The sequence below is a fragment of the Chryseobacterium sp. GVT01B genome, from assembly GCF_019970045.1.
Classification (GTDB): Bacteria; Bacteroidota; Bacteroidia; order Flavobacteriales; family Weeksellaceae; genus Chryseobacterium.
Map to the genome: position 1 here is coordinate 363,508 of NZ_JAHXYI010000005.1, position 17,557 is coordinate 381,064.

Annotated in this window: 17 protein-coding genes and 1 pseudogene; 10 read left to right on the forward strand and 8 right to left on the reverse strand. The window is 35.4% G+C overall.

The genetic code is table 11. The features are described 5' to 3' along the window. Nucleotides 1-201 precede the first annotated feature (201 nt). Nucleotides 202-594, forward strand: coding sequence for a helix-turn-helix domain-containing protein (locus LC457_RS13990; protein WP_223600420.1), 393 nt, complete (start codon nt 202-204; stop codon nt 592-594). Between the two features lie 635 nt (nt 595-1,229). Here the strand turns inward: LC457_RS13990 and LC457_RS13995 are convergent. Then, nucleotides 1,230-2,234 (reverse strand): glycosyltransferase family 2 protein, encoded by a 1,005-nt coding sequence (locus tag LC457_RS13995; protein ID WP_223600421.1) that lies wholly within the window; start codon nt 2,232-2,234, stop codon nt 1,230-1,232. Between the two features lie 209 nt (nt 2,235-2,443). Between LC457_RS13995 and LC457_RS14000 the strand changes: the two genes are divergently transcribed. After that, nucleotides 2,444-3,457 (forward strand): SDR family NAD(P)-dependent oxidoreductase, encoded by a 1,014-nt coding sequence (locus LC457_RS14000; protein WP_223600422.1) that lies wholly within the window; start codon nt 2,444-2,446, stop codon nt 3,455-3,457. Nucleotides 3,458-3,672: 215 nt separating this feature from the next. Beyond that, on the forward strand, nt 3,673-4,479 hold the full coding sequence (locus LC457_RS14005) for an AraC family transcriptional regulator (protein WP_223600423.1): 807 nt from the start codon (nt 3,673-3,675) through the stop codon (nt 4,477-4,479). 98 nt (nt 4,480-4,577) lie between these two features. Here LC457_RS14005 and LC457_RS14010 read toward each other — a convergent pair whose 3' ends face one another. After that, complete coding sequence (locus tag LC457_RS14010; RefSeq protein ID WP_223600424.1) at nt 4,578-5,564, reverse strand: AraC family transcriptional regulator; 987 nt, start codon at nt 5,562-5,564, stop codon at nt 4,578-4,580. A gap of 374 nt (nt 5,565-5,938) precedes the next feature. Between LC457_RS14010 and LC457_RS14015 the strand changes: the two genes are divergently transcribed. From LC457_RS14015 to LC457_RS14030, 4 genes are all read left to right on the forward strand, one after another. After that, nucleotides 5,939-6,355 carry a transposase gene (locus LC457_RS14015; protein WP_223600425.1) on the forward strand — a complete coding sequence of 139 codons (417 nt, stop codon included), beginning with the start codon at nt 5,939-5,941 and terminating at the stop codon, nt 6,353-6,355. Continuing rightward, entirely contained in the window at nt 6,331-6,678 is a 348-nt protein-coding gene (locus tag LC457_RS14020; protein WP_223600426.1) for a helix-turn-helix domain-containing protein, read from the forward strand. The genes LC457_RS14015 and LC457_RS14020 overlap by 25 nt, the downstream gene beginning before the upstream one ends. Nucleotides 6,679-7,303: 625 nt before the next feature. Then, nucleotides 7,304-8,449, forward strand: a complete 1,146-nt coding sequence (locus LC457_RS14025) for a hypothetical protein (RefSeq protein WP_223600427.1) — start codon at nt 7,304-7,306, stop codon at nt 8,447-8,449. Nucleotides 8,450-8,530: 81 nt separating this feature from the next. Then, a complete protein-coding gene (locus tag LC457_RS14030) occupies nt 8,531-9,463 on the forward strand; it encodes a hypothetical protein (protein WP_223600428.1) in 933 nt (310 codons plus the stop codon). A gap of 190 nt (nt 9,464-9,653) precedes the next feature. On the opposite strand, the gene LC457_RS14035 is transcribed toward LC457_RS14030, so the two are convergent. From LC457_RS14035 to LC457_RS14045, 4 genes and pseudogenes are all read right to left on the reverse strand, one after another. Continuing rightward, nucleotides 9,654-9,830, reverse strand: coding sequence for a hypothetical protein (locus tag LC457_RS14035; RefSeq protein ID WP_223600429.1), 177 nt, complete (start codon nt 9,828-9,830; stop codon nt 9,654-9,656). A gap of 9 nt (nt 9,831-9,839) precedes the next feature. Beyond that, nucleotides 9,840-9,987: pseudogene (locus LC457_RS23505) on the reverse strand (class I SAM-dependent RNA methyltransferase); the annotation flags it as partial. Between the two features lie 40 nt (nt 9,988-10,027). Then, the gene (locus LC457_RS14040) at nt 10,028-10,450 is read right to left on the reverse strand and encodes a branched-chain amino acid ABC transporter substrate-binding protein (RefSeq protein WP_223600430.1); all 423 of its coding nucleotides are present in this window, start codon (nt 10,448-10,450) and stop codon (nt 10,028-10,030) included. Between the two features lie 29 nt (nt 10,451-10,479). Continuing rightward, the gene (locus LC457_RS14045) at nt 10,480-11,646 is read right to left on the reverse strand and encodes a class I SAM-dependent RNA methyltransferase (RefSeq protein ID WP_223600431.1); all 1,167 of its coding nucleotides are present in this window, start codon (nt 11,644-11,646) and stop codon (nt 10,480-10,482) included. 137 nt (nt 11,647-11,783) lie between these two features. Between LC457_RS14045 and LC457_RS14050 the strand changes: the two genes are divergently transcribed. Next, nucleotides 11,784-12,509 (forward strand): class I SAM-dependent methyltransferase, encoded by a 726-nt coding sequence (locus tag LC457_RS14050; RefSeq protein WP_213278514.1) that lies wholly within the window; start codon nt 11,784-11,786, stop codon nt 12,507-12,509. Then, on the forward strand, nt 12,509-13,237 hold the full coding sequence (locus tag LC457_RS14055; protein ID WP_223600432.1) for a ZIP family metal transporter: 729 nt from the start codon (nt 12,509-12,511) through the stop codon (nt 13,235-13,237). The genes LC457_RS14050 and LC457_RS14055 overlap by 1 nt, the downstream gene beginning before the upstream one ends. A gap of 62 nt (nt 13,238-13,299) precedes the next feature. Here the strand turns inward: LC457_RS14055 and LC457_RS14060 are convergent, their stop codons facing one another. Then, nucleotides 13,300-14,709, reverse strand: a complete 1,410-nt coding sequence (locus tag LC457_RS14060; protein WP_142719398.1) for an OmpP1/FadL family transporter — start codon at nt 14,707-14,709, stop codon at nt 13,300-13,302. Nucleotides 14,710-14,738: 29 nt separating this feature from the next. Continuing rightward, nucleotides 14,739-15,848 (reverse strand): prolyl-tRNA synthetase, encoded by a 1,110-nt coding sequence (locus LC457_RS14065; RefSeq protein WP_223600433.1) that lies wholly within the window; start codon nt 15,846-15,848, stop codon nt 14,739-14,741. A 144-nt stretch (nt 15,849-15,992) separates the two neighbouring features. On the opposite strand from LC457_RS14065, the gene proS reads away from it, so the two are divergent. Next, a complete protein-coding gene (gene proS / locus LC457_RS14070) occupies nt 15,993-17,468 on the forward strand; it encodes a proline--tRNA ligase (protein ID WP_223600434.1) in 1,476 nt (491 codons plus the stop codon). Nucleotides 17,469-17,557: the final 89 nt, after the last annotated feature.

Sequence of the window (17,557 nt, forward strand, 5' to 3'; positions counted from 1 at the left end):
TTGTAAAAAGGCTGTTTCAATTGAAACAGCCTTTTTTTATTCAAATCACAGCATCTGATTTTAGATTCCTATGTACGAAAAGTGCTACTCTGATTGTACTCAAAAACTTCTTTATGATTGAAAAAACTGTTCCCTCACAATTTCTGAAAAAAAGAAATATTTTTCGCGTAATATTTTGCATATTTGTAGAAAATACGGGTCATGCAAAAAGAAAAACTACGCAACGTAAGAAAAAGAAAAGGTATCACACAACAGCAAGTGGCAGATTTCATAGCTACAGATGTATCTAACTACTCCAGAAAGGAAAGTGGTGATGTATCTATAAGAAATGACGAATGGGAAAAAATCGCCCGCTTTCTGGAAGTTCCCGTAGAAGAAATCTATGAAGAAGAGGAAGCGAAACTGATTAATAATTTTGAAAATAATACCGATAGTAATAATATTGGAACAATAAGCAATAATGAAACTGCAACAGTAAGTACAAATTATTATTGCAACATCCCTGAATTTCTTCTGGAAAATCAAAAAGACTATATAGAGCTTCTGAAAAAGGAAAACCAAAGGTTACAGGAAGCCCTTAAGAATAAAGAATAAAAAAACTCAGCAATGTGCTGAGTTTTTTTTTATTTGTTGTAGCTGGATTTTATTTCTGTGGTGCAGTGTCAAGTTTTTAGCAGGCTTCACCAGCTCATTCGAGCATTATAAAAGTTGTTTGGTTACAAACAGACTTAAAACAAACCTTCCGACATCTCGGAAGGTTCTCCGCAACTTGCAGGAGACTACCCGACATCTCGGGAAGTCTCAAACATACTTGTTTTTAACAATCCGAGGACTCGGATGGTTTGTTTCACTATTGTTTTAGACTACCCGAGGTGTCGGGTGGTTACAAACGGGGTTGTTAGGGAAATTATAATGGCTTTAATCACCGTTGAGATTCCTAGGGAATGAAAAGTGGAATGTATATATGTACACTTATTCCCCCAGACTCCATACAAATTATTCGCGTAGATTATCCATACAGTATGTCATTCCGTAGGAATCTAGGTTGATATTTTTTTAAATTTGGATAATAAATTAACGATAAATAAGGAGTGAGATTCCTACGGAATGACAAGCGTTGTGTATAATAATTGTGAGTAAAAAATTCAATAGGAATGGGCTTCAGCCCATTTATCAAAGAAATAAGCCTTTCAACGGCTTTAGCCAAAACCTGTACAGGATGCTCCCTATTATTTCTTATAATAATGATGTGGAAAAGCCTCCTCCGGTTTCATTCTTAAAACATTCAGCAGAATCCAGGATTTCAGGAACCCATATCCATAGGAAAACATCTGAATATACGTGGAAATAACCGCCATTCCGGCAATACTGATATTTTTAGTCAGTAATAAAGCATGAAACAACACCAGAAACGTGTACAATCCATAAAAAGAAAGGATTATCCCTCTATGCATTATAAAATATTCCAGAAATCCCATCATATATCCTAACATAAATAAGGTAGGAAATGCAAAAGAAATCTTCACATAATTCGGGTGTCTCTGATTAAGAATCGGCCTTGCACAGCCAAACTGATACACCTGCTTGGAGAATTTTCCAAAATCAACTCTACGTTTATGATATACCGCAATATCATCAAAAAAGGCAGTGGTAAATCCGCTTTCCCAAAGGGTCATGGATAGATCCGGATCCTCTCCTATTCTCATTTCAGAAAATCCGCCTACTTTTTCAAAAACGGCTTTTTTTACTCCCATGTTAAAACTTCTGGGCTGAAATTTGGAAACCGCTTTCTTACTTCCTCTGATTCCTCCGGTTGTAAACACAGAAGTCATGGAATAGGAAATAGCTTTCTGCATCAGATTAAACCCTTTATGTGCTTTATCTGCCCCTCCAAACGCATCACAAGGAATTGTAAGAATATCGTTTTTAATATGTTCAATATAATCTTTTTCAACAATGACATCACTGTCTACAAATACGAGCCATTCATTTGCTGCTCTTGCCGCCCCATAATTTCTTGTCAGTCCCGGTCCTGAATTATTCTTTCTGAAATATTTAATATCCAATCCCTGTTCAAAGTTCTTGATGGTAGGTTTCAGATCGATCAGAGAGCCGTCATCTACAATAATGATCTCGAATTCCTTATCCGTCTGCTGGGTAAGAGAGGTCAGTAACTCAAAAAGTTCATCTTTTCGGTTGTAAATGGCAACGACAATGGAAATAGTAGGCTTCAAATTGAAAATTTTTCAAAATTACTTATTCGCAGAACAATCTACAAACAGTTTAACAGCTTATTCAGAGAAATTAACGAAGTAGAGTTTTATCTTTCTCAAGCCATGGATTTTACAAATGAAATTCTGAGCCAAGTCATTTGACATTTTAAACAAAATAAAGCTGAGGAATCCATTATAATTTTGCTTTAGAAATTTAAAACAACAATAAAATGGAATCTATTATCAGCACAATGCAACAACCTATTCAATCAGGCTTTAATGCTTTCTCAACAGCTCAGGAAGTTATAAAAGGAATTGATCTTACCGGAAAAACAGTTATCATTACCGGCGGGTATGCAGGAATCGGCCTTGAAACCACAAAAGCCCTTACCTCCGCCGGAGCACATGTCATTATTCCCGCAAGAGATATTGAAAAAGCAGAAAAAAACCTTACAGGAATTGAAAATTTTGAACTTGAAAAAATGGATCTGATGGATCCTGCATCTATTGACTCTTTTGCAGAAAAATTTGTATCATCAGGCAGAAGTCTGGATATTCTCATTAATAATGCGGGCATCATGTGGGTTCCTCTCCGCAGGGACAGCAGAGGTATAGAGTCTCAATTGGCAACCAATTACCTTGGGCAGTTTCATCTTACCGCAAAATTATGGCTGGCTCTGAAAAAAGCAAACGGAGCGAGGGTTATAAGTGTTTCTTCATATGGCCATCAAATGGCTCCTTTTGATTTTGAAGACCCGAATTTTGAGAAAAGAGAGTATGACACGCTTTCCGGATATGGACAATCTAAAACAGCATGTAATCTGTTTGCTGTAGAACTTGATGAAAAAGGAAAAGAGTTCAATATCAGAGCGTATTCCCTTCACCCAGGTTCAGTTTATGGTACCGATTTGGGAAGAGAAGAGCCTATTGAACTTTTTAAGCAGCTCGGAACGCATGATGAAAACGGAAATATCAAACCGGAAGTTGAAGCACGTTTAAAAACCATTCAACAAGGAGCTGCAACAACAGTCTGGTGTGCCGTAAGCCCACAGCTTAACGGAATCGGCGGAGTTTATTGTGAAAACTGTGATATTGCAGAAATCGACAGAGGGCAAATTGAGCACAGGTTTGATGAACCTGCTACCATCCGTGGGGTACAGCCTTATTCTATTGATAAAAAAAATGCTGAGCAATTATGGAAACTGAGTGAAGAGATGTTGGGATTTAACTTTGATTCCAAATAACTGTTTTTAGGCAATTATATACAATCCTACATTAATCCTTCTATCTTTTTATGACGCTGTCATTCTGAATCTAACGCAGTGAAATGAAGAATCTAAGCTTTACATGAGATTCTTCCTTCGTCAGAAATCGAAGATTCGACGTAGTCAATGACAATGGTGTAAAATTCTATATAGTCGCCGTTTTTAAATACATTTGTAATGAAAAACTTTTGACAATGGATTTCCAGATACAATACCTCACACCGGATATCAAGCTTTCCAGCTATGATGATAAGCTGTTCAAAACAGAAACGGTTTTTGAATATCATATGCTGGTCTGGTTCATATCAGGAGAAACGAAAATTATCCAGGCAGACAAAACCTATATTTTCAAAGCCGGAGATATTTTTCTGATTCCGAGAAATCATCTTGCCACGATTATCAATTATCCAAAAGACGGGCTTCCTCACAAAGCAGTGGTTATGCATCTTACCACAGAACGGTTGAAAGCATTTTACAGCGCTGTTGATTATCAAAAGAAAAATAGACCCGGGGAATCCAGCATTCACAGTTTCAGCAGCCATCCGCTTCTGAACAGCTGTCTTGCGTCACTCATTCCTTATTTTGAGATTGAAGGACCATTTCCTGAGAATATCGCTCACCTGAAGATCACTGAAGCCATCAGTATTTTAAGGGAAATTGATCACAATATAGATTCTGTACTCGCTGATTTTGATGAGCCGGGGAAAGTAGATCTGATTAACTTCATGGAAAAGAATTATATGTTTAATATGCCGTTGGAACGATATGGATATCTGACGGGAAGAAGTTTATCTACTTTCAACAGAGATTTCAGAAAAATATTTCAAACGACACCACAGCGGTGGCTTACGCAAAAACGTCTTGAACTGGCCTATTATCACTTATCAGAAAAGAATAAAAAACCATCTGATGTTTTTCTTGAAGTAGGTTTTGAAGACCTGTCGCATTTTTCACATGCTTTTAAAAAGCAGTATGGTTTTGCTCCTTCACTGACGCAATAAAACAAAATAGGTTGTACCACATGAGTACAACCTATTTTATTTTATAATAATATGAAAGCCATTTAGTAAGATCCACAAGGAACTGGATTAATCATATCTCATTTCTGAGATTCTTTTTGTACGTATTGATATTTCGAAGGTTTTACACCAACAACTTCTTCAAAGACTTTTAAAAAAGTGGAATGGTATCGAAAACCTGCCTCTGTATATATTTCTCTCATACTTTTTTTATTATCCTGTAATTCCCTCTTTGCATGTTCAATCCTATACCAATTAATAAAATTATTAAATGTCTTTCCTTGTTTATTCAAGGCAGCGGAGGCATAGGATCTATTTGTTCCTACAACTTTTGCCAGATCCTCCAATCTGAAATCAGGATTCTCATACAATCTATCTGCATCTATATGCTTGACCATATTTTGGTAAATCCTATTTAGCTTTATATCATACACACTCTGTTGAGTATCTGGCTCCGGATCATCTATAACAACAGATGGATCAGATGGATTAATTGCCTCCGTCATGCTTATTTTATTCTCTATATAAGCTTCATTATGCAAATAAAATTGATATATAATAATAGCTATTACGATTATAAAAAATGAAATATCAATATAGTTTAGAATAAACAATTGCTCTTCTGATAATATTTTAAAGGCCAAACTCATTGTATCTGAGATTCCAAAAATATTAGAGATAAAAGGAGCTGCCATAATAGAAACAACGATGAAGACCGAAACATTGATGGTCTTTTTCATATGATGCAGAAATAAGCTGGCTAAAGGAAAAGCAACGCCCCATATTATATTAATGGGCATAACCTTCCAAAAGATAATATTACTGATAAAAAATATAATAATAAAGGGGTATAAAGCTATCTGAATAAGATGAATAAAATCAAAATTAGTTTTATAATTCCAGACTACTATGAAAATGTAAAGAGAAAATATGGCAACAATTAAATGATGAATTGCAGGTATAACAAGTCCCCAAGTATAAAAGAGAATACTAAAACTCATCGAAATAACAAGCAATATGATCACAAAAGTTAAAGTGATTTTCTTTTTTGATTTATTGTAGCTCATTTGTGATATTTTAAATTTGCAGGGCGCAAAAATATAGATTATTTTTCTTTGACAATTATTTCAGATAAAAACAATAAAAAACCACAATCGTCAATTGTATTTATTGGTAAAAAAAATAACATTATCATCAATAATTGAAATATAACAATTTAAATGTCAATAATTTAAATTCAAAAGAAATAAATATACCCTATCATCATCATATATTATTTCTTTACGTTCAGTTATCTCATATTTGCCACACTGTTTCACACAATTATTGTTCTTAATTCTTTAAACAAAATTGCTACAGGAAGCCTTTATACTATTAAATCAAAACCAGATCTTTCAAAGAAAGTATTATAATTTCATAACGTAAAGTTAATATTAAAAACATGGATTTCAAAGAAATACATATAGGAAAACTATTACAGAACAAAGTCGAAGAAGAAAAGATTGAGATCTCAAGAATATGCCGCTTCTTCAACCTCCCGGAAAGAGACATTGATGAGATGTATGATAGTGCATCATTAGATATCAATATCATTCTTAAGTGGTCTAAATTATTAGAATATGATTTTTTCAGATTGTATTCTCAACATTTAATATTATATGCACCCAAAGGAAATAAGAAATTGAATAATGTGAAAAGTTCTCTGCCTAATTTCAGAAAGAGCATCTATACAACAGAAATTATAGATTTTATTCTGACAGAAATTAAAAAAGGAGAAAAAACAAAACAGGAAATAGTAACTGAATATAAAATTCCCAAAGCCACTCTACATAAATGGATACAAAAATATCAAAAGTAAAAAATACCATCCCAAACTATAAGAGAATTTATACGGATATGATTCAAAAAAAATATCCGCACAAAAAAGAAGAATGCAGAATTATCTTGGAAAAAAATAAATTAACAACATTAGATATAATAAAGCTGAACAATATAATTTCTGATGCTCAGGATTGTGCCGTTTTTAGATCCAATCAAAAACACAAATCTTATGATACAGAAACCATTATAAGAATATTAGAGTATCAGAAAAAAAATAAGATAACCAATTACCAGACCGCTATTGACTTTAAAATGAGCAGAAATACCCTTACAAAATGGAAAAGAAAATATATTGTTTAAAAACCAACAACCTTCAGTTAATCTGACCTTTCAAACTAATGAAAGGTTTTTTATGCAAAAATCACCAATAAAGGCATATAAAAAAATGGTAGACATATCTGTCATTTTTCAAAAAATCCTCATCGTAAAAATTTTTATACAAGGGATACATATTTTTTAGAGCCAAAAAAGGATTATCAAAATCACATCTGTAAATACACATCTCATTTTAGGTAAAAAAGATTACAATATTGTAAAATTCAAAACCCACAATAGACTCACCAACAACATGTTAAACAAATAAATAATAAATATACGCCATCATAATCAACTATGTAATTTTTACATTCAATTCCTTTATGTTTGCCCTGTTCTTATCAGAGAAAGATCATTATCATACAAAATTCAAGCAGGATTTCTAAGGTCTGTGAGGAACTAAAAACATAGACCTGAACAATATAACTAACATTCACATTATGTTCCAGAAAATTAACAAACTCGATATCATCCTATACAGATGTGTAAAATATATTTTGGGAAATTCTTCCATAAAAAAATACCATTCTTACAGACATAGGCAAAATTTAAACCGTGAATAGAAAAAATACATAGAATGATTTATTTAAATTTTAAATTAACATAAGACATGAAAAAAAAATTATTGTTCTTGGGATTTACAATAATCTCAAGCTATTTATTCAGCCAAACAGGAGGGGTAGGAATAGGAACCTCTTCTCCGGATGCATCTGCCATACTTGATATAAATTCAACCAATAAAGGAGTTCTCGCACCCAGAATTTCTTTAACCTCTATAACAGATGCTACTACCATACCTTCTCCTGCAACCGGATTATTGGTATATAATACAGGAACAGCCGGACTTACTTTTACAGGATATGTATTTTGGAACGGTTCTCAATGGAGAGGTCTTGACAATTCTTCTCTCACTATTGGTACAATAGACAATCTTCTTTGTAATGGCGCTACCCTTTCTCCAAGTACTTATACCCAAAATGTAGTTTATTCAGGTACATTGAATATTCCTTACACAGGAGGAAACGGTGGAATTTACCCTTCGCAAGTCATCTCTTCAAATGGACTTACAGCAACGCTGCAGTCAGGAAATCTGGCTTTAGGTGCAGGAAATCTTATTTATAGTGTTTCAGGTACTCCAACGGTATCCAGCCCAACAACAACCAACTTTACCATTAATGCCGGCGGTAAAACATGTACAGCTACTGTTGGAACAAATATAATAGGATTGGGTCAGGAAATCTATTGGTCTGGCACTGCACCTGCCAATGTAGGAAGTGGCGGCCTGAGTCCTACATCTACAGTTGCTCAAAACTATCTGAGTTATTATTCCTCGGATGTTCCAACGATAGACGGAATGAGGTTTGACGTTTATTTTATTGAAGGTGTTACATCCAATGGTACTGTTTCAGCCGTTCCTCGTTTAGTCAATGTTTCCGGAGCTAATTTAAAAGTTAATTTTTCGGCAATATCCAGTGCTGGAAGTTACGGAACTTCTAATATTTGGCTTGCCGACGGGCAGTTTATTAATTTAGATAATGGGATCTACAATGGGTATGGAGTTAATATGACTACCAGCAGTACTCCTGTTAGCCTGAGTGATCCAAGTAATAATCATACTGAAATTGAAACAGCTCATTTATTAGTGAATGGACGTTGGTACAAAGCCGAATTTTACTCTGTAATTGATAACAATAACACTACAAATGCCAGCGATGATATTAGAAGAATTTCAATATTTGTAAAGAGGTTAAAATAGAAAATACACAGTAATCTGACTAAGATTCTAAAAACACAAATAAGTTTAAATTTTATCATTTATTAAATAATATATAAAATCATGAAAAAAAAACTGTTATCAACGATATTAATCACAGCAGCTAATATCTTGATATTCTCCCAGGTAGGTATTAATAACGCAACTCCAAAGGCTACCTTGGACATAGTAGGAAAACCTACTGATAATACTACTATGGACGGAATTATTCCTCCCAGAATTACAGGAGACCAATTGCATGGCAAAACGTATACTACGGCTCAAAAGGGTGCTGTTGTTTATGCTACCTCAGCAGCTTCAGATACTAATCTTACTGGTCAAACTATCAATGTAAAAACCGAAGGAATGTATTATTTTAACGGGCATGTTTGGATCAGATATACTACATCTTCTACTTATATGTCTGCATCCGTAGGAGGTGGTACAGAATATACCTCTAATAATATTGGAGGTTGGGGATGTAGTGGTGCTTTAACTTGTGGCCCAACTGCAGAGGTATTAAGATGGAAAAAACCCGATGGAACCAATCCTGAGTTTTATGATCCATATGGATTATTTGTAGGAGATGGCACAACTACCCATGCTAGTAATATGAATGGTTTTAAAATACAAGAAGATGGTCTTTACCAAATCTCCTCTACTATAATTATAAGACCTATTCCATTTATTACAACCTATGTAGCAGCAGGAGCACATATTCCTGTTGTAGCCTATGTATTTCCAAATGGGACTTATGTTTCAGATTATCTTACAAATACTACTGTCAAGAAATATTTACTAGGAACTGTTGCAGCAGATATGCCTGCCGGTCTTTTAGGAACCATCTCAATCAATACAATGTCTACAGATATATCACTAAAACAAAATGATTTAGTAGTTATAGAATATAAAAATATTTATTATGGAGGCACTCCGGGTTCTGTATTAGGATATACTGTTCCATATGATAATGTAGACACTCAAACTTATTCAAAATTTGGAATTAAAAAGCTATAAAAAAAATACACAAGAACAAAGTTGAAATAAAATTACTTCGAATAAGATTCTAATTAACACAAATAAAAAAAGCAAAGTCGTTCATTCCTGAACGACTTTAGTTGATTTAATATTTATTATACTTTTCATTTAAGTATACATTACTACAGAAATAAAAAAAGAAAATACAACCAATAGATAAGTACTGAATTTATTTTTTCTGTGGAATATCCGAATCTTTTAGCTCTTTCTTTTGAGATATTACATTGTGATTTAAAGCCTTTCTTTTAGGTTTTGAGCCTGATGAGCCCGATGATTTTGATCCGGAGCTAAACAGACCAAATACATCCAAAACCACATCAAATATATCTAAAAAATTCCAGGACATAGCTAATCTTTATTTATCTTCCAATTTATGTACTTTCTTCGTTCCTTCATACATTTCGTACTGTAAAAATCTCGTTTCCAGCTTTCCGTTGAAAAGTTTGATCTTTCTTGAAGGACGTAAACCGATTCTTCACGGCTTCAAGATCAGAAGAGATAATTCTGGTTATATAACTTCTTTATATTTTTACTTTAAAACCTTTATATAAACCAGCCAGATCTGAAATAGCTATACATTACTGCAGAAATAAAGAAAGCAATTACCGAACAACTGAACAGGAGCAGTTTAAAGATATTCTTAAAATAATAGAGCTCCATCACATGTAATATAAAAAACATTACAAATGAAATCACAACTCCTATTAAGGAAGTTACAACCAAAGTTTGTGTGTAATTTTCTGCTGGCAATGGATCTTTAAAAACAATCAGAAAAAGGAATATTGTAGCTGCAATAAGCCCAGCACTGACTTTCTCTGTAAAATATTTAGATCTTCCTGAACTCTTTTTTTGTGGCTTCTCATCATAGTTCAGGCTTTTTCTATCAGAAGTTGAACGTGAACCAGAACCAAACAGCTCCAATACATCGACAATTATATCAAGTCCATCAAGAAAATTCCAGGCCATCAGTTTATTATTCTAAACGATACAAACTATTATTTATTTTCCTCCAGCTTATGTACTTTCTTCGTTCCTTCATACATTTCGTACTGTAAAAATCTCGTTTCCAGTTTTCCGTTGAAAAGTTTGATCTTTCTTGAAGGACGTAAACCTATTTTCTTCACCGCTTCAAGATCAGAAGAGATCAGCCATGCCAATGTATTCGGATAATTAGTTTTGAAAGTATCCCCGATTTTTTTGTAGAAATCATCATCATTAATGGAAATTCTCTCGTCATATGGAGGGTTAAATACCATCAATAAAGGGAAAAGTTCTTTTTTAGACTCAAAGAAGTTTTGTTTTTTAATCTCAATGATATCTTCCATTTCTGCCGCTTCTACGTTCATTCTTGCAGCATTCAGCATTCTTGCATCAATGTCATACCCAACAATTTTTCCATCAAACTGTCTGACTCTGTTAATTCTGAATTCTTTAATTTTCGAGAACAGTTCTGCATCATAATTATTCCAGTTCTGGAATCCGAATCTCTTTCTGAAGATCTGAGCCGGAAGATCCAGAGCAATCATAGCTGCTTCAATCAATAATGTTCCGGAACCACACATAGGATCAAGGAAATTACCTTTTCCATCCCATCCTGCAAGCTGAAGCATTCCGCTAGCCAAAACCTCATTGATAGGTGCTTCTCCCTGTTCTCTTCTGTATCCTCTTTTGAACAAAGGATCTCCTGAAGAGTCCATTGAGATCATTACCAATTCTCTGTCAATATGAAGATGGAATTTGATATCCGGATTTCTTGTTTCTACATTCGGGCGTCTTTTGAATTTTTCCTGGAAATAATCCACGATCGCATCCTTCATTTTTAAAGTTACAAACTGTGAGTGTTTGAACGTTTCAGAGTTTACTGTCGCATCAATAGAGAAAGACTGGTCTACATCCATAAAGTTTTCCCATTCAAACTTGAAAAGTCTGTCATAAAACTGATGCTGGTTGAAAGCCTTGAACTCATGAATGGGCACCAGAATTTTCAATGCTGTTCTTGCAGAGTAATTGATTTTGTAAAGAAAACCCAGATCTCCTTCACAATTTACCGCTCTGTTTTTAATTTCAACATTCCTTCCACCCAATTTTTTGATTTCTTCTGCCAGAATCTGCTCCAATCCGAAGAATGTCTTTATCTGTATTTTAATATTTTCTGTATCCATAAGTGTGAATTAAAAGATTTAAAGCTTTAATAATTAAAAGATTAGCCCTCCAACTTCTTGTCCAATTGAATTTTTCAATCTCTTAATGTTGTAAAATACTTTGCTTTTAACCGCACAAATTTAGTTATTTTTGCATTATGGAATGGTTTGAATCTTGGTTTGATACCCCTTATTATCATTTGCTTTATAGCAACAGAGACTATACTGAAGCTGAAAACTTCATTAAAAAGCTCACAGCGGACCTTCAGCTTCCGCCTCAGTCGAAAATCATAGATCTTGCCTGCGGAAAGGGAAGACACTCTGTTTTCCTTAATAAATTAGGATATGATGTTTTGGGTCTTGATCTTTCCAGACAAAGTATTGAATCTGACAAACAATATGAAAATCAAACTCTGCTTTTTGAAGTTCATGATATGAGAAACCCAATTGATGCAGACCCGATGGATGCTGTATTCAATTTATTTACAAGTTTTGGGTATTTTGACAATGAAAATGATGACAAAAAAGTATTCCAGTCGGTTTACAATGCATTGAAGCCCGGAGGATATTTTGTGCTGGATTATCTGAATGAAGAGTATGTAAGAAAAACTTTAGTCCCTGAAACAACAATCACCCGTGGTGATATAGATTTCAGGATTCTTAAAAAGATAGAGGGCAGACATGTCATCAAAGATATCCGTTTTGAAGCAGACGGTAAGCCTTTTCATTTCTTTGAAAAAGTAAAGCTTCACACATTAGAAGCCATTCATGCTTATGCTTCGGAATGTGGTTTTGAAAGAATAAAAATCTGGGGAGATTATCAGCTGAATGAATTTAAAAAAGAAAATTCCCCGCGTTGCATCAATTTATTTAAGAAAAAATAATGACAACAGTACTTTTACTGATTTTAAGTGTAATAACAGGAGTATTCCTGGGAAAGCACTTTGGTAAAAAAGAAAAACTGGCCAAAAATCTACTGATATTAAGTGCCGGTTTTTTAATTACAATCTGTCTCAATGAAGTTTTCCCTCAGGTGTATACCTCTGCTGGAAGCAATAGTCTTGGAATATTTGTAATTGCAGGAGTTCTTCTACAGATGATTCTGGAAGCTCTTACCAAAGGTTTTGAACACGGACACTTCCATCATCATAATGAACACAATATTCTTCCTGCTGCTTTAATGGTCGGATTGTTTATCCATGCTTTCATTGAAGGAATCCCTCTTGCCAATGAAGAGCATGAGATGTCCCCTTATCTTTGGGGAATTGTATTTCACAATCTTCCCATTTCATTTATTCTGGGGGCATTTTTATTCAACAGAAAAGGAGAATCAAAAAGTTCTTCATCTTATCCTTCTATTCTCATTGTTGCCTTATTTGCTTTGGCCTCTCCAATGGGAATGTTGTTAGGAAACTATTTCAATCCTGATCTTCAGCCCTATTTTCTGGCTATCGTAGGAGGAATTTTCCTTCACATTTCATCGGTAATCATTTTTGAAAGTAATAAAAATCACAATATTGACTGGGTCAAAATCGGACTGGTTGTTCTAGGAGTTTCACTTGCATTGATGATGCATCTCTTCCATCAACATCCTGCTGCTCATTCTCATTAAAAAATAAAAAAAGCTCCGGAATTTCCCAGAGCTTTTTTTATTGTATATAGCTTATCTAAAGCTTAGAATTTCCATCCTACTGTAAGGAAGAAATTGTTTCTGTTATTTTTAACCTCACTTGCTGCATACGCATCACTTTCAAAGATGTTATTGGCAGAATAATAAGATGAATCAGAATTTCCGTCCATATATCCTCTCATAAAAGGGTTAGTGTACTTAGATGAGATATTCTGATAAGATGCATCTACATAGAATGATTTGAAATCATACCCGATACCGAAAGAAAGTGTATTTCTGTCACTTAGCATCATGTTGCTGTACGATTGATCTCCTACAGTACCAGCATCATTAAATCTACTGATCGTAAGGGCATCAAAAGGACTTGACTGGTAAGCATAACCTCCTCTCAGTCTGAACTGCTGTACTCTGTACTCAGCTCCTACTCTCACTTCAGAAAGGTTTTTATAATTCTCTTTAAAGAAATCATTTAATGATCTTTCTGCACCGCCGTATACTTTATAATCAGGCTTTGTAAGTCCAAGGGTATAGTCTACGTTCAAAGAGAAGTTTTTACTTGCTACAAATGCAGCACTCACTGTTGCTTTAAGCGGTGAAGTAAACTTTCTGTTTTCAGCACCCATATCGTCTCCGTAAACAGGATCATTATAGAAATAATAATTTCTGTCTATTGTCCAGAATGTAGGAGTTTCAAGAGATGCTCCCACTCTGAAATTAGGACTTAGCTTTCCGATAACCCCTAATGAAGCAGAAAAACCTGATGATCTTTCTGTATAAGGAGTATCCTGCTTACTGAACCCTTCTGTAGAATTATTGGCAAGATTTCGGTAAAATAAAGTATCATATTGATCAACTGAAGCGTTGAAAAAATTGAAACCTGCTCCTAAGTATAAATTATGATTGTAATTCGCTCCTACCCCAAAACTCATCTTTGACAAATTACCATATCTTTCATAGATATGTCCTGCCAATGCTGCATCCTTGGTTATATCATCTTTATCAAAAGCGTAAACAACATTGTTATTACCCGGTGACTGAATTACATTATCAAGAGACTGATTGGAAAAATTAATACCGATATTAATAAACTTCCAAGCCGTTTCTGTCATCAGCGGGAAAGCAATGATCCCTCCTGCATTTCCAAGGTCTCCCTTAGTTTTGCTATAGTCTATGGTAGATCCAGCCAAAGAGCTGCTGTTTTTATTGCCTAAAATAGATAAAGTTCCTGAAACCTCTCCTGAAATAGCTACCCCTAAACCTGCCGGGTTGGTAAGCAAAGAGTTTGCATCACCACCCAGTGCACCATTAGCTCCAGCCATTGCATTGAACTTAGCTGATCCCACCATAGGAGTACTTGAGTAAACATCCACGGTATTTCTTATCACAGAAACATCCTGAGCCTGCGCATAAAATGCCGCAGAAATACTCATTAATACTAAAGATTTTTTTAACATTATTTTTTAATAGTTTATTCGTTTGAAAATTATCTGAATCCACCTCTGCCTCCGCCGCCGGATCTCATTCCGCCACCGCCGCCAGAAGAACCGCCTCTGAAGCCGCCTCCACCGGAGTTGAAGCCACCGCTAGATCTGAAACCTCCTGAATCATTAGATCTGAAGCCTCCATTATTGTTGTTTCTAGGCTGTGATTGCTGATAATTATAATTAGGTCTTGTCTGTGGTGCAGTATTACGGAATCCACCATTTGAATTGGAGTTTCTGAAACCGCCATTTGAGTTGGAATTTCTGAAGCCACCATTATCTGTGTTTCTAAATCCGCCGTTACTATTTCTGAAACCTCCGTTTGAATTAGAATCTCTGAAACCTCCGTTATTTCCGTTTCTGAAACCACCATTAGTATTTCGGAAGCCTGAATTGGCTGTATTGGTTCTGTATACTGCGTTAGCTACACCTGTATTCTGGAATCCTCCTCCACTGGCACCGCTTCTTCTGTAAACAGGTCTGTTGTAGTATCCGCCACCCCAGTAACCGCCTCCGTATCCCCAATAAGGGTTTCCGTAACCGCCCCAGAATGGGTCATAATATCCACCGTATCCCCAGTATGGATTTCCCCATCCGTAAGAGCCTCCCCAGCCCCATCCGAATGATCCGCCCCAACCCCAGGATATGCTTGCACCCCAGCCCCAGCCGCGGTTCATGCCCCAGCCCCAATATGGGCTGTAACCACCATACCAGCCCCAAGGAGATCCCCATCCCCATGAGTTGTCATAGTAGTTTGTCTGCGAACCTGCATAAAGTCCCCAGTCTGAATCGGTAGCATTGGAGTTCCAATTGGTGTTGGTACCACTCCAGTCATTATATCTGTTTTGCTGTTCTCTGGAATTCGCCTCTGCATTTTGAATAACATTGGAATCCTGATAATAGTCATAATATTCTCCTACTCTGTTTCCGCTATCATTAATGATAACTCCTTCAGGTAGCGTATCCTTATTGGGGTCGTAATACACCCCATCCGTCTCGCTATACCCTCCCATCTGAGCACCACAAGACACAAGTAATAATCCGCCTGATATTGCCAACACCCCTTTGGATCTTAGCAGACCAAGCAAATTTTTATGTATATTTCTTTTCATGATAACGTAAAAATTTTTAATTTAAATTATATTTGCAATCTGTACCAAAAATGTACCAAAATACTGGTAAAAAAATCTATCAAAAATAGATTTTTATTTTTAGATAACAATAATGTACAAAAGTTAAAAAAATTTTAAAAAATAATGGCAAAATTAACCTCAAGAAGCGAAGATTACAGCAAATGGTATAATGAGCTGGTTGTAAAAGCTGATTTAGCTGAAAACTCAGGCGTGCGTGGATGTATGGTGATCAAACCGTATGGCTATGCGATCTGGGAAAAAATGCGTGATGAAATGGATAAAAAGTTCAAAGAAACAGGTCACGTTAACGCATACTTCCCGCTTTTTGTGCCCAAGAGCTTGTTTGAGGCTGAGGAAAAAAATGCAGAAGGTTTTGCAAAAGAATGCGCTGTTGTTACTCACTACAGATTAAAAACCGATCCGGACAATCCATCCAAACTGATTGTAGACCCGGATGCGAAACTGGAAGAAGAGCTTATCGTTCGTCCTACTTCAGAAGCTATTATCTGGAATACATATAAAAACTGGATTCAGTCTTACAGAGACTTACCGATACTGATCAACCAATGGGCGAATGTTGTTCGTTGGGAAATGAGAACACGTCTTTTCTTAAGAACTGCAGAATTCTTATGGCAGGAGGGCCACACCGCTCACGCAACAAAAGATGAAGCTGTGGAAGAAGCAGAAAAAATGAATAAAGTATATGCAGATTTTGCAGAAAACTTTATGGCAATGCCGGTAATTCAGGGGTTAAAAACACCTTCTGAAAGATTCGCTGGAGCTGATGAAACCTATTGTATTGAAGCATTAATGCAGGATGGAAAAGCTTTACAGGCGGGAACATCTCACTTCTTAGGACAGAATTTCGCAAAAGCATTTGACGTAAAATTCACCAATAAAGAAGGGAAAATAGAACATGCGTGGGCTACATCATGGGGAACATCAACCCGTTTGATGGGAGCTTTGATTATGACACACTCTGACGATTTCGGATTGGTACTGCCTCCTACCCTGGCACCGATTCAGGTGGTGATTGTTCCGATCTTTAAGGGAGAAGAGCAGTTAGAGCAAATCAGTGAAGTAGCGTTGGATATTCAGGCTAAACTGAAAGCAAAAGGTATTTCTGTGAAATTTGACAATGATACTCAGAACAAACCAGGTTGGAAATTTGCAGAATACGAATTGAAAGGAGTTCCTGTAAGAATCGCGATGGGACCAAGAGATCTTGAAAATAAATCTGTGGAAATTGCGAGAAGAGATAATCTGACAAAAGAAGTTCGTTCTATCGAAGGTCTGGACTCTTATATCGAAGATCTATTGAAAACAATTCAGCAGGATCTTTATAACAAAGCTCTTGAATTCAGAAAAGATAATTTTACGAAAGTGGATACTTACGAAGAATTCAAAAAAGTCTTGGAAGAAAAAGGTGGTTTCATCTATGCGCATTGGGATGGTACAGCTGAAGAAGAAGAACAGATCAAGGATGAAACGAAGGCTACCATCAGATGTATTCCTTTAGATGATGATGTAGAAGAAGGAATTTCATTGGTTTCCGGAAAACCATCTAAGAGACGTGTGTTATTCGCAAAAGCTTATTAAAAATTTTAATGATTTTAAAAAAAATCGTTAATTTTTAAAGAAATATTCAAAAAAAAGTGACATTTGGACGGATTTTTGTTTAAATTTAT